Genomic DNA, 13,244 nt, shown 5'->3' on the forward strand with positions numbered 1-13,244 from the left:
CAACATCGGCTGCCTACACTGGCCCAACGATGACCGATCCGACCATCACGCCGGCCGCCGCCGGGCAGCGCTCGGTGCGACCGCTGCGCGCCCTGCTGCCTTTTCTCGCACCCTACCGCGGCCGCATCGCGCTGGCGCTGCTGTTCCTGCTACTGGCGGCGCTCGCGACGCTGGCCGTCCCGGTGGCCTTGAAGTCGCTGATCGACCAGGGCATCGTCGGCGCGTCGCCGGGCGAGCGCGCGATGGCGCTGCGCGGCCATTTCGCGGCGCTGTTCGGCGTCGGCGCGGCGCTGGGCCTGTTCTCGGCGGCGCGCTTCTACTGCGTGACCTGGCTCGGCGAGCGCATCACCGCCGACCTGCGCAGCGCGGTCTACGCGCATGTGCTGCAGCAAAGCCCCGAGTTCTTCGAGACCACGCGTTCGGGCGAGGTGCTGTCGCGCCTGACCACCGACACGACGCTGGTGCAGACCGTCATCGGCTCGAGCTTCTCGATGGGCCTGCGCAACTCGGTCATGGGCCTTGGGGCACTGGCGATGCTGGTCGTGACCAACCCGCTGGTGATGGCCCAGGTGCTGGGCATCCTGGTGCTGGTGGTGCTGCCGGCCATCGCGGCGGGGCGGCGCGTGCGCCGCCTGTCGCGCGCCAGCCAGGACCGCGTGGCCGACACCAGCGCCATCGCCGCCGAGGTGCTGGCGGCGATGCCGGTGGTGCAAAGCCACACCGCCGAGGCGCGCGAGGCCAAGCGCTTCACCGCCGCGAGCGAGCGCGCCTTCGCGGCCGCGCTCGGCCGCACGCGGCTGCGCTCGGGTCTCGTCGCTTTCCTGATCACCGCGACCTTCGGCGCGCTGCTGTGGGGCCTGTACCAGGGCACGCAGGCGGTGATCCGCGGCGAGATCAGCGCCGGCCACCTGGGGCAGACCATCGTCTTCGTGCTGCTGCTGGTGAGTTCGGTCGCGGTGCTGGCCGAGGTCTGGGGCGACCTGCTGCGCGCCGCCGGCGCGACCGAGCGGCTGATGGAACTGCTCGATGCGCGCTCGCCGGTGCGCGAAGCACCGCATCCGCTGGCCTTGCCGGCTGAATCCGGCCGGCAGCAGGCGGTGGTCGCATTCGACCGCGTGCGCTTCCACTACCCCTCGCGACCGCAGACGCCGGCGCTCGACGGCGTAAGCTTCGAGGTCCACGCGGGCGAGACGGTCGCGCTGGTCGGCCCGAGCGGCGCCGGCAAGAGCACGGTGTTCCAGCTGCTGCTGCGCTTCTACGACGCGCAGTCCGGCGAGGTGCGGCTCGACGGCGTGCCGGTGCCGCGCCTGGCGCTGCAGGCGCTGCGCGAGCGCATCGGCCTGGTGCCGCAAGACAGCGTGATCTTCTCGGCCAGCGCCGCCGACAACATCCGCTACGGCCGCCCCGGTGCGAGCGACGCCGAGGTCGAGGCGGCCGCGCGCGCAGCGCATGCCGACGGCTTCATCCGCGCGCTGCCCGAAGGCTATGCGAGCTTCCTCGGCGAGCGCGGTGTGCGCCTGTCGGGCGGACAGCGGCAGCGCCTGGCGATCGCGCGCGCGATCCTGAAGAACGCGCCGCTGCTGCTGCTCGACGAGGCCACCAGTGCGCTCGACAGCGAGAGCGAGCGAGCGGTGCAGGCGGCGCTGGACGCGGCGATGCGCGGGCGCACCACGCTCGTCATCGCGCACCGGCTCGCAACCGTTGTGCATGCCGACCGCATCCTCGTGATGGACCAGGGCCGCATCGTCGATCAGGGCCGCCACGCGGAACTGCTGTCGCGCTGCGAGCTCTACCAAAGGCTAGCCGCAGCACAGTTCGATACAACATCCCCCGCGCCGCCTCGGGCATCCTGGGCGGCACCAAGAACCGAGGAGAAGCACTCATGAACCTTCGCTCCCCCCGTCCGCTCGCCGCCATCGTCGCGGCTTCGGTCGGCCTCGCGGGCCTGTCCGGCTGCGCGAACATGTCCGACGAGCAGCGTCACACGGCCACCGGCGCCGGCGCCGGTGCGCTGGCCGGTGCCGCACTCGGCGCGATCATCGGCGACAGCAAGAAGTCGGCTGCCACCGGTGCCGCGATCGGCGCGGTGGCCGGCGCCGTCGGCGGCAACATCTGGTCGAAGAAGATGGAGGAAAAGAAGCGCGCGATGGAGCAGGCGACGCAGGGCACCGGCGTCGAGGTCACGCGCACCCAGGACAACCAGCTCAAGGTCAACGTGCCGAGCGACATCTCCTTCGACACCGGCCGCGCCGACATCCGCCCCGAGCTGCGCTCGGTGCTCGACCAGTTCGCCAGCGGCCTGTCCAGCGACCCGTCGACCATCGTGCGCATCGTCGGCCACACCGACGCCACCGGCAGCGACGCGATCAACGACCCGCTGTCGCTGCGCCGCGCGGAAAGCGTGCGGACCTACATCGCCGACCGCGGCATCTCGTCGTCGCGCATCGAAACCGCCGGGCGCGGCTCGCACGAGCCGATCGCCAGCAACGAGACCGCCGACGGCCGGGCGAGGAACCGTCGCGTGGAGATCTTCCTGCGCGAGCCGGAAAAGAAGTCCTGATCGACTCCGCCTGCGCAGAAAGGCCGCCTTCGGGCGGCCTTTTTGATGCCCTCCCTACAATCGCCCGATGACCTCCACCGCCCGCCCCGTCCGCTCGCAATACGAAGACTTCATGCGCCACGTGCGGGATCACGGCACGCCCAAGACCGACCGCACCGGCACCGGCACGACCAGCGTGTTCGGCCACCAGATGCGCTTCGACCTGTCCGAAGGCTTCCCCCTCGTGACGACGAAGAAGGTGCACCTGAAGTCCATCATCCTCGAGCTGCTGTGGTTCCTGCGCGGCGACTCGAACGTGCGCTGGCTGCAGGAGCGCGGCGTGACGATCTGGGACGAGTGGGCCCGCGACGACGGCGAACTCGGACCGGTCTACGGCGTGCAGTGGCGCAGCTGGCCGACGCCCGACGGCGGCCATATCGACCAGATCGCCGAGGTGGTCAAGCAGCTCAAGACCAATCCCGATTCGCGCCGCATCATCGTCAGCGCCTGGAACGTGGCCGATCTGCCCAAGATGGCGCTGATGCCCTGCCATGCGTTCTTCCAGTTCTATGTCGCCGACGGGAAGCTGAGCTGCCAGCTTTACCAGCGCAGCGCCGACATCTTCCTGGGCGTGCCGTTCAACATCGCGAGCTATGCGCTGCTGACCCACATGCTGGCGCAGCAGTGCGATCTCGAGGTCGGCGATTTCGTCTGGACCGGCGGCGACTGCCACATCTACAGCAACCACCGCGAGCAGGTCGACCTGCAGCTCTCGCGCACGCCCTACCCCTACCCGGTGCTGAACATCAAGCGCCGCCCGCCGTCGATCTTCGACTACGCCTACGAGGACTTCGAGGTGCTGGACTACCAGCACCATGCGGCGATCAAGGCGCCGGTGGCCGTCTGAGTCGAGGCTGTGACGCGATGAGCGAACTGATCGTGATCGCCGCGGTGGCCCGCGACGGCGCCATCGGCCGCGGCGGCGTGATGCCGTGGCACCTGCCGGCCGACCTGAAGCACTTTCGCGCCGTGACGCAAGGCCATCCGGTCGTGATGGGCCGCAAGACCTGGGACTCGTTGCCGCCGCGATTCCGGCCGCTGCCGGGCCGGCGCAACATCGTCGTCACGCGCAATGCGAGCTGGTCCGAGCCCGGCGCCGAGGCCGCGCCGTCGCTGGACGCGGCCCTGGCCCGGCTCGATGGCGAACCCAAGGTCTTCGTCATCGGAGGGGCCGAGCTGTATGCGCAGGCGCTGCAGCGAGCCGACGCGCTCGAGCTCACCGAAATCGACGCCACGGTGCCCGATGCCGACACCTTCTTCCCCGCCTGGGACCGCGAGACCTTCGTCGAAGTCGCCCGCCAGGCCGAGACCGGCGAAGCCAGCGACGCACGCTGGCCGCTGGCCTGGGTCACCTACCGGCGCCGCTGATCACTTGCCTGCTGCTGCGGCGCGCCGCCGGCGGGCGTGGTCTTGGGGGCCGTCTTGGGCGAGCTCTCCGGGAAGTACTTGTCGAGCAGCAGCTGCGCCACGTTCGGCGCGGTGATGCGCCGGATCTGGAAGCCGATCGGCACGCCGACGGCACTGTCCTTGGCCTTGATGTCCTCGATGTAGTTCTCGAACGCGATCATCATCGAGTTCAGGTCCAGCGCCTTGTTGGACGCCTGGTCGAGCTTGCCCAGGCTGTGGATCATGCTGTCGGCCATCTGACCCTGCATGCTGAGCAGCTGACTGCCCACGCGGGCGCGCAGCGACCCGGTCTGCACGGTCTCGCGGTGGTTGGCCGTCGCGTTGTTGAGGCTGTTGAGCTGCTGCGCGGTGCGCTTGCCCTCCGACTGCAGCACCTTGTCGACACCGCCCGCGAGCGCCTTGGACGTGAACGACGGCACCGCGCCCATCGCAATCACGTTCACGTGCGACGACACGCGGCGCATTCCCAGCACGCTGCGGATCTCCTGGTTGACGACGCTGTCCATGCCGAACTTGCCGGCAATATCGCTGAGCCAGGCGCCCAGGCGGACCTTGTCTTCCATGCCCGCGATGTCGTCGACGCTGCGGCTGCTTTCGAGGTCCTCGAAGTCGACCGTGTGCACCATGCCGACGAAACTCGAGCCGTAGTTGACGCCGCTCAGCAGCGGGATGCTGTGCGCGTCGGCGCCGGGCCGGGCGCTCACTGCGAGCTTGCCGAGCGCCTCGATGTCGTCGGGATCGATCCGCTCGGCCTCGCCATAGAGATGGTTCCACGTCGTCAGCGCGCGGTCGGGGTCCAGCACCATCGGCACCAGCATCGCCACGTTGCGGTGCGTGCAGGTGGCCGTGATCACCAGCGTGCCGGTCAGGTTGTGGCTCTTGCGCTGCTGGCTGATCTGCGCGCTGGCGGCCTTGGCCAGCTCGCGCGACCTGGAGCCCAGCGGCGCGGTCATCTCGCGGATGGCCTCTTCGATCTCGGACACCGTCGTTTCGGCCGACTCGCTGGTGTCGCCATAGCGGAAGTACTGCAGGTCCAGGCGCATCGAGTCCGAGGCCAGCGGCTTGCGCAGGATCTCGGTGGCGCTGAAGTCCACGGGCGTTTCCAGCGTGTCGTCGACATCCACCACGGCGAGCTTCTCGCGGCTGGCCTGGATCGCGTTGTCGTTGGCGATGCGCGTGGTCATGTAGTCGCGCGCCGACTTGGCGATCTCGTCGTTGAGACCGGCGATGCGCTCGGTGAGCTCAGCGATGTCGACCTCCAGGCTGATGAGCTCGTTGACCGTGTTCTGCAGGCCGCGGCGCATCGCGATCAGGGAATTCATCTTGTCGAGCGCGGCGTCGGTCTTGGCCTGCGCCGCGCCGATCTCGCCCATCAGCGAGAGGATGCTGGCATCGACGACGCGTCCCAGCGTCAACGACGGATGCTCGAAGGGAATGAAGGTGGCCATGGCGATGGGAGGTTCGGCTCAGTGTGTCTCTCGCACACCGCGCCGCCGGTGACGGATTCGTGATCAATTCGAAGCGTCGCTCGCCGCTCGCAGCAGGCCGTGCTCGATCGCAGCGCGCAGCCCGGCGCAGGCCCGCTGGCGCACGCACGGCTCCAGGCGCTGCAGCTCCCCGCTGGCCAGGCGCGCCGCAAGGTGTTCGCAGGCCTGCCCGACGCCGGGCGTCGCCGCACCGATCGCCCGGATCGTCAGTCCAACGCCCAATGCCCCGAGCGCGGCGGCGGCCGCACGCGGCGAGCGCGCCCGCCCGTGCAGGCAGGCCTTGATCAGGCAGGCGAAGGCGCGACGCAAGGCCGCGCCCTGGGCGGGCGCGTAACCCGACGCGGCAATCCCGGCGACCGCGTCGGCGAAGTGCCGCACGAGATCGAACTCGCCATCGTCGACCGCGTCGAAGTGCTCGATGCAATGCGGCAGCAGGCTGCCGAACAGCCACGCATCGACGGCATCGCAGGCCGCGCGCTGGCTCGCCAGGCGCGGCGCGAGTTGCGCCAGCAGCGGCGCTGCCGTGACGAATCGGCCCAGGCGCCGGCACACGCGCCGGCTGGTCAGCGGCCGGCCCTGCGCAACCAGCAGCGTCCAGCCGGCGGCATCGCGCGAGAGATCGCGCAGCCAGGCGGCGAGCGGCTCGTCCAGCCCATCGGACACGCGCGCGGCCCGCTCGACGGCGCCGCAGCGGCGCCGCGCCTGGGCGCGCGGCTTGCGCTGCCACGGCGAGGCATCGCGCGGCGGGCGCGCATGTCCGGCGGTGCCGCCGCGTCGCACGCGAACGCGGGCCGATGTGCGCTTGCCGCCCGCGCTCTCGTTCATCGGCAGTCCCTCGGCGACGCCGCACCCCGGTACGTTTGGCGCGGCTCGATGGTCACCGCCGCGGCAGCCCGGGAGCAGGCAAGGGGCATGGCGAGCATGTCGGTCGTCGTGATGGCGATGGCGAGCCGCCAGTGTGGCCGGCCACCGCCCACGCCCCGTGACCGATCGGTGATCAATTCGCGACCGGCTCGCGCGTGCCCGCGCGCTAGACTGCCGCGCCGCCGATGCAGGAAGGATCCACCCCGTGAAGCTCGCCACCTGGAACGTGAACTCGCTGGCCGTGCGCCTGCCCCAGTTGCTCGACTGGATGGCCTTGCATCAGCCGGACGTCATGGTGCTGCAGGAAACCAAGCTCACCGACGACAAGTTCCCCGCGGCCGAGCTGGCTGCCGCCGGGTACCAGTCGCAATGCCACGGCCAGCGCACCTACAACGGCGTGGCCCTGCTCAGCCGCGTGGGCGCGACCGATCTGCAGCGCAACATTCCCGAGTTCGGCGACGAGCAGGCGCGCGTGATCGCCGGCACCGTGGGCGGACTGCGCGTGATCGGCGCGTACTTCCCCAACGGCCAGGCGCCGGGCACGGAGAAGTTCGAGTACAAGATGCAGTGGCTGCGCGCGCTGCGTGACTGGCTCGAGGCCGAGATGGCGCGCCACCCTCGCCTCGTGCTGATGGGCGATTTCAACATCGCGCCGGAAGACCGCGATGTCTTCGACCCGGTGCTGTGGGCCGGTCAGATCCACTGCACGCCCGAGGAGCGCGCGCATTTCCAGCGCCTGATCGGGCTGGGCATGCACGACGCGTTTCGCCTGTTCGAGCAGCCGCCCAAGAGCTGGAGCTGGTGGGACTACCGCAACCTCGCGTTCCGCAAGAACCAGGGACTGCGCATCGACCACATCCTCGTGAGCGACGCGCTCAAGGCCAGCGTCAAGGCCTGCAGCATCGACAAGCTGCCACGCAAGAACGAGCGGCCGAGCGATCACGCGCCGGTACTCGCGGAGATCGATCTGGGCTGAGCTGGCGGCGCGGCACGGTGGCCGGCCGCTGCGGGTCGCTCAATCGTCCAGGCCGAGTTCCTGGATCTTGCGCGTGATCGTGTTGCGGCCGATGCCGAGCTTGTGCGCGGCCTCGATGCGCCTGCCGCGCGTGATGTCGAGCGCCGCATGGATGAGCTGCGCCTCGAACTTGCGCGTGAGCGAATCCCACACGTCCGGCACGCCGGCTTCGAGCAGGCTGCGCGCCTCGCGTTCGAGGTCGGCGAGCCAGCCGGCTGCCGTCATTGCCGGCGCCGATGCCACCGGCGCGAGCGCCGCGGCGCCGGTCGACGGCGCGGCCACGGCGGGCTCGGCAGCCACGGACTGCGCGGACGCCGGCGGCATGGCCACCGGCAGCTCGAGCGGCGCGCTCGACAGCAGCTCGGGCGGCAGGTCCTTGGCGTCGATCATCTGCGCCGGCGCCATCACGGTCAGCCAGTGGCAGATGTTCTCGAGCTGGCGCACGTTGCCGGGAAAGTCGAATGCGGTGAGCCGCGCCAGCGCGGCATCCGAGATGCGCTTGGCTTCGACGCCCAGTTCCTTGGCGCTGCGCTGAAGGAAGTAGCGCGCCAGCGTGGGAATGTCTTCGCGGCGCTCGCGCAGCGGCGGCAGGCGCAGGCGGATGACGTTGAGGCGGTGGAACAAGTCCTCGCGGAACACGCCTTCCTTGACGCGCTGCTCCAGGTTCTGGTGCGTCGCGGCGATCACGCGCACGTTGGCGCGCATCGGGTTGTGGCCGCCGACGCGGTAGAACTGGCCGTCGCTGAGCACGCGCAGCAGGCGCGTCTGCAGGTCGAACGGCATGTCGCCGATCTCGTCGAGGAACAGCGTGCCGCCGTCGGCCTGCTCGAAGCGACCGCGCCGCGTGGTCTGCGCGCCTGTGAAGGCGCCGCGCTCGTGGCCGAACAGCTCGCTTTCGAGCAGGTCCTTGGGGATCGCCGCGGTGTTGATCGCGACGAAGGGGCCGCTGCCGCGCGGGCTGTGCTTGTGCAGCGCGCGAGCGACCAGCTCCTTGCCCGAACCCGACTCGCCGGTGATCAGTACCGTGACGTTGCTCTGGCTGAGCCGCCCGATCGCGCGGAAGACATCCTGCATCGCCGGCGCCTGGCCGAGCATCTCGGGCATCTGCGCCAGGCGCTCGTCGGAGACGTCCTCGCGCAGGCTCTCCTCGACCGCCCGGCGGATCAGCTCCACCGCCTTGGGCACGTCGAAGGGCTTGGGCAGGTACTCGAACGCGCCGCCCTGGAAGGCCGAGACCGCGCTGTCGAGATCGGAGTAGGCCGTCATGATGATGACCGGCAGCCCGGGCATGCGCTCCTTGACCTTGGCCAGCAGGTCGATGCCCGAGCCGCCGGGCATGCGGATGTCGCTCACGAGCACCTGCGGCACATCGTCCTCGTCGAGCGCAGCGAGCACGTCGCGCGGGTTCGCGAAGCTGCGCACCGGCAGCTCCTCGCGCGTGAGCGCCTTCTCGAGCACGAATCGGATGGATTGATCGTCGTCGACGATCCAGATGGGCTTCATGCGCTCGTGCGTTCTCGTTCTTGGCTGAGGTGGGCGACTCCGTTGCCAAGGCCCATCGTGCGGATCAGGGCAGCGGGATCGTGATGCGGAACAACGTTCGGCCCGGTTCGCTCTCGCAGTCGATCGTCCCCTGGTGCTGGGAGATGAAGGTCTGCGCCAGCGTGAGCCCGAGCCCCGAGCCGCCGTCCCGACCCGATACCAGCGGGTAGAAGATGCGGTCCCGGATCTCGGGCGGCACGCCCGGTCCGTTGTCCTCGATATGCAATTCCAGTGCCAAACGATAGCGCTGCTTGCCGATGGTGACCTGCCGCGCGATGCGCGTGCGTATCCAGATGCGTGCGTCGCCGGCGGCGATGCGCTCGGCCAGCGCCTGCGCGGCGTTGTGCGTGATGTTGAGCACCGCCTGGATCAGCTGCTCGCGGTCGCCGCGGAAGTCGGGAATCGAGATGTCGTAGTCGCGCTCGATGCGCAGGCCGCGCGGGAACTCCGCCATCACCACCGAGCGCACGCGTTCGCAGACCTCGTGGATGTTCATGTCGGCCACCACGTGCGGCCGGCGGTGCGGCGCGAGCAGGCGATCGACCAGCGCCTGCAGGCGGTCGGCCTCGTGGATGATGACCTGCGTGTACTCGGTCAGCTCGCGCTTGGACTCGATCTCCATCTGCAGCAGCTGCGCCGCGCCGCGGATGCCGCCCAGCGGGTTCTTGATCTCGTGCGCGAGGTTGCGGATCAGCTCCTTGTTCGCCTGCACCTGGTCGGCCGTCCGCTCCTCGCGGTCCTGGCGCGCCTGCTGCTCGATCTCGATCAGCTCGATCAGCACCGCGGCATCGGCGGTGCCCGGCGCCTCGATCTGGTTGACGATCACGTGCACGCGCAGCGGCTCGGCCGCGGTGGCCGGGCGGCGCAGCTGGGCATCGAGCCGGCTGGTCGAGAACTCGTTGCGCGCGACCGCCGCCACGGTGTCTTGCAGCAGCTCGACCTCGACGAACCAGTCGAACCACGGCCGGCGCAGCACGCTGCGGCGCGACTGGCCGAGCACGTTCTCGAAGGCGGTGTTGGCGAACAGGCAGCGGCCGTCGGGCCGCACGATCGCGACCATGGTCGCCAGCAGGTCAAAGCCCTCGGCGCCCGCCGCGATCACGTCGGCCCCGGCCGGCGCGACCTGGCGCGGGCCGCCGGCGCGCGGATCAGCCTCCACCGCCGGGCAGCTTGCCGATCTCGCGCCGCAGCGCGGCGATGTCGGCCTGCGAGCGCTCGATGCTGGCCTTCAGGTCGGCCACGCGGTCGAGGTACTTCTGGTAGTTGCGCTCGTCGCCGCGGCGCTCCGGCTCGCCGTTGTTGTATTCCTTCTGCAGCGAGGCAAGGCGCTCTTCCTCGCGCCGTAGCTCGTCTTCGAGGATGCGGCGCTTGTCGGCGTCGCGCGCGCGCTGGTCGGCGGGATCGACCTTGGCGCCCTCGCCGCCCGAACGCGCCGCCGCGCCTGATTCGCTGCGGCGCGGCACGGTCGACTGGATCACCGTGACCGGGGCGCCCTCGAGGGTCTTGCAGCCCTTGGCGGCGGCTTCCTTGGCCGTCAGGCCGTCGGTGTAGACGTTGCCCGGGCAGCGATAGACCGTGCGCTCCTGGGCCAGCGCCGGCGCGCAGGCCAGCACGGCCGCCGCGGCGAGGAGGCCGCTGGCGCATCGCCTCGTGGCGGTCCATCGGTCCGGCGTACGCATCGCAATCTCCATCTCGTTGGCGTGATCGTCGGAGGATACCGCCCCAACGCGGCGCGGGCGGTGCGGGTGCACGGCCGCAAAGAAAAAGGGACGGCGCGCGGCCGTCCCTTCGTGTCGGAAAACACAGCCGCGGCGCGGCTGCGTTCGCACGGATCACAGGCTGTAGTACATGTCGAACTCGACCGGGTGCGTGGTCATGCGGAAGCGCTGGACTTCCTGCATCTTGAGCTCGATGTAGGCATCGATCAGGCCGTCGGTGAACACGCCGCCCTTGGTCAGGAAGGCACGGTCCTTGTCCAGATACTCGAGCGCCTGGTCCAGGCTGTGGCAGACGGTCGGGATCTTCGCGTCTTCTTCCGGCGGCAGGTGATACAGATCCTTCGTGGCGGCTTCGCCCGGATGGATCTTGTTCTCGACGCCATCGAGGCCGGCCATCAGCAGCGCGGCGAACGCGAAGTACGGGTTGGCCTGGGGATCCGGGAAGCGCGCCTCGATGCGACGGCCCTTCGGGTTGGCCACGTACGGGATGCGGATCGACGCCGAGCGGTTGCGCGACGAGTAAGCCAGCTTCACCGGCGCCTCGAAGCCCGGCACCAGGCGCTTGTAGCTGTTGGTGCCCGGGTTGGTGATCGCGTTGAGCGCGCGGGCGTGCTTGATGATGCCGCCGATGTAGTACAGCGCGAACTCGCTCAGGCCCGCGTAGCCGTCGCCGGCGAACAGGTTCTTGCCGTCCTTCCAGACCGACTGGTGCACGTGCATGCCCGAGCCGTTGTCGCCGACGACGGGCTTGGGCATGAAGGTCGCGGTCTTGCCGTAGGCGTGCGCGACGTTCTGGATCACGTACTTCTGCAGCTGCAGCCAGTCGGCGCGCTCGACGAGCGTGCTGAACTTGGTGCCGATCTCCATCTGGCCGGCGTTGGCCACTTCATGGTGATGCACTTCGACCGGGATGCCCAGCGACTCGAGGATCAGGCACATCTCCGAGCGCATGTCCTGCATGCTGTCGATCGGCGGCGTCGGGAAGTAGCCGCCCTTGACGGTGGGACGGTAGCCCGAGTTGCCGTGCTCGTACTCCTTGCCGGTGTTCCAGGCCGCTTCTTCCGACTCGATCTTCGAGAACGAGCCCGACATGTCGACGTTCCAGCGCACGCTGTCGAACACGAAGAACTCGGGCTCGGGGCCGAAGTAGGCGGCGTCGCCCAGACCGGAGGACTTCATGTAGGCCTCGGCGCGCTTGGCCAGCGAGCGCGGGTCGCGCTCGTAGGGCTTGCCGTCGCCCGGCTCGAGCACGTCGCAGGTCAGGATCAGCGTCGGCTCTTCGAAGAACGGGTCGATGTTGGCCGTGTTCGGGTCCGGCATCAGCAGCATGTCGGAGGCTTCGATGCCCTTCCAGCCGGCGATCGAGGAGCCGTCGAAGGCGTGGCCCGACGTGAACTTGTCTTCTTCGAAGGCGGACACCGGCACGGTCACGTGCTGTTCCTTGCCGCGGGTGTCGGTGAAGCGGAAGTCGACGAACTTGACTTCGTTGTCCTTCACCATGTTCATCACGTCGGCGACGGTCTTGGACATTCAGGTTCTCCTGCGAGGGCGCTGGTCGTGGAGTTGGTTGGGAGGGTCGGCAAAGACGTCAAAGCCTTCGATTCCCCAGAGAGAGGCCCCAAAAAGGCACGCGGCAATTTAGCAGAATCCATGCCCAGATTCGGGGCTGTCGAGGCTGGCACAGCCCGCTAAAGCGGCCTCGAACCGCCACGAACGGCCGCTTCGGCCAGCACAGGCGGACGGGACGCGCCAGTTCGGTGCGCCGATCGCACGTCGTTGGTGCCCGCGGCCTCGCGTCAGCGCACCGCTTCGGGGCCCAGGCGCACGCCGTGCCGCTCGAGACCGGCGCGCAGCGTCGCGTAGGCCGACGCGATCAACTCGCCCGGCCGGCCCTTGACGCCCAGCTCGATGTGACGGCCATGGACCGGATGGTCGACGCTCGGCAGGCTGAAGACCTTCACGCCAGGGTGCTGCGCCTCGACCTCGTTCATCAGCGGCGTCAGCGTCGCTTCCATCGCGCCGTAGACGATCACCGAGCGCTCCTCGCTGCGCGCGCTGCCGTGCAGCGCGCGATAGCGCTCGTCGAGCACCGCGGCGATCATCGGCCAGGCCATCACCGGAAAGCCCGGCACGAAGTGCACCGCACCGCCGGCCACCCCTTCGCAGCTGAAGCCGGGGATCTTGTTGTAGGGGTTCGCGATCAGCGTCGCGCCCTTGGGGAACACGCCCATGTTGAGCCGGTGGACGTTGTCGGCCCGGTCGGGCTCGTACGGCACGCCCTGCTCCATCGCGACGTCGCGCATGCGCTCGAGGATCAGCTCGCGCGCCTTCGGATGCAGTTCCAGCTCGACGCCCAGCGCCGCCGCGGCGCACTGGCGCGTGTGGTCGTCGGGCGTCGCGCCGATGCCGCCGCAACTGAACACCGCGTCGCCGCTGGCAAAGGCCTCGCGCAGCATCTGCGTGATGCGCTCGGGCTCGTCGCCGACATAGCGCGCCCACGAGAGCGCGAGGCCGCGCTCGCCGAGCAGTTCGATCACCTTGGCGAGGTGCTTGTCCTCACGCTTGCCCGAGAGGATCTCGTCGCCGACGATGATGAGTCCGAAGGCCATGGC

The 13,244-nt window shown here is 69.6% G+C and carries 12 protein-coding genes; 5 read left to right on the forward strand and 7 right to left on the reverse strand.

The window, feature by feature from the left end:
* The first annotated feature begins 29 nt into the window (after positions 1–29).
* From ACO2TI_RS20545 to ACO2TI_RS20560, 4 genes are all read left to right on the forward strand, one after another.
* Positions 30–1,886 (forward strand): ABC transporter transmembrane domain-containing protein, encoded by a 1,857-nt coding sequence (locus ACO2TI_RS20545; RefSeq protein WP_423287042.1) that lies wholly within the window; start codon positions 30–32, stop codon positions 1,884–1,886.
* Positions 1,883–2,560: an OmpA family protein gene (locus ACO2TI_RS20550; protein WP_423287043.1), complete on the forward strand. Its 678-nt coding sequence runs from the start codon at positions 1,883–1,885 to the stop codon at positions 2,558–2,560. The genes ACO2TI_RS20545 and ACO2TI_RS20550 overlap by 4 nt, the downstream gene beginning before the upstream one ends.
* A gap of 67 nt (positions 2,561–2,627) precedes the next feature.
* Positions 2,628–3,446 carry a thymidylate synthase gene (locus ACO2TI_RS20555; RefSeq protein WP_423287044.1) on the forward strand — a complete coding sequence of 273 codons (819 nt, stop codon included), beginning with the start codon at positions 2,628–2,630 and terminating at the stop codon, positions 3,444–3,446.
* Between the two features lie 17 nt (positions 3,447–3,463).
* Entirely contained in the window at positions 3,464–3,967 is a 504-nt protein-coding gene (locus ACO2TI_RS20560) for a dihydrofolate reductase (protein ID WP_423287045.1), read from the forward strand.
* Here the strand turns inward: ACO2TI_RS20560 and ACO2TI_RS20565 are convergent.
* Complete coding sequence (locus ACO2TI_RS20565; protein WP_423287046.1) at positions 3,952–5,454, reverse strand: hypothetical protein; 1,503 nt, start codon at positions 5,452–5,454, stop codon at positions 3,952–3,954. The two genes, ACO2TI_RS20560 and ACO2TI_RS20565, sit on opposite strands and share 16 nt — an antisense overlap.
* Positions 5,455–5,517: 63 nt before the next feature.
* Entirely contained in the window at positions 5,518–6,318 is an 801-nt protein-coding gene (locus ACO2TI_RS20570; RefSeq protein ID WP_423287047.1) for a hypothetical protein, read from the reverse strand.
* Positions 6,319–6,562: 244 nt separating this feature from the next.
* Here ACO2TI_RS20570 and xth point away from each other — a divergent pair, with 244 nt between their 5' ends.
* Positions 6,563–7,333 (forward strand): exodeoxyribonuclease III, encoded by a 771-nt coding sequence (gene xth / locus ACO2TI_RS20575; RefSeq protein WP_423287048.1) that lies wholly within the window; start codon positions 6,563–6,565, stop codon positions 7,331–7,333.
* Positions 7,334–7,372: 39 nt separating this feature from the next.
* Here xth and ntrC read toward each other — a convergent pair whose 3' ends face one another.
* From ntrC to ACO2TI_RS20600, 5 genes are all read right to left on the reverse strand, one after another.
* Positions 7,373–8,875, reverse strand: coding sequence for a nitrogen regulation protein NR(I) (ntrC, locus tag ACO2TI_RS20580; protein WP_423287049.1), 1,503 nt, complete (start codon positions 8,873–8,875; stop codon positions 7,373–7,375).
* 64 nt (positions 8,876–8,939) lie between these two features.
* Positions 8,940–10,073 (reverse strand): nitrogen regulation protein NR(II), encoded by a 1,134-nt coding sequence (gene glnL / locus ACO2TI_RS20585; RefSeq protein ID WP_423287050.1) that lies wholly within the window; start codon positions 10,071–10,073, stop codon positions 8,940–8,942.
* Positions 10,063–10,593 (reverse strand): hypothetical protein, encoded by a 531-nt coding sequence (locus tag ACO2TI_RS20590; protein ID WP_423287051.1) that lies wholly within the window; start codon positions 10,591–10,593, stop codon positions 10,063–10,065. The genes glnL and ACO2TI_RS20590 overlap by 11 nt, the downstream gene beginning before the upstream one ends.
* Positions 10,594–10,746: 153 nt before the next feature.
* Positions 10,747–12,162 (reverse strand): type I glutamate--ammonia ligase, encoded by a 1,416-nt coding sequence (gene glnA, locus ACO2TI_RS20595; RefSeq protein ID WP_423287052.1) that lies wholly within the window; start codon positions 12,160–12,162, stop codon positions 10,747–10,749.
* Positions 12,163–12,428: 266 nt separating this feature from the next.
* Positions 12,429–13,241 (reverse strand): competence/damage-inducible protein A, encoded by an 813-nt coding sequence (locus ACO2TI_RS20600; RefSeq protein WP_423287053.1) that lies wholly within the window; start codon positions 13,239–13,241, stop codon positions 12,429–12,431.
* Between the last annotated feature and the right edge of the window lie 3 nt (positions 13,242–13,244).

Origin of the sequence: Caldimonas sp. KR1-144, from assembly GCF_049446155.1 — a bacterium.
In the GTDB taxonomy this organism is placed as follows: Bacteria; Pseudomonadota; Gammaproteobacteria; order Burkholderiales; family Burkholderiaceae_C; genus Rivibacter.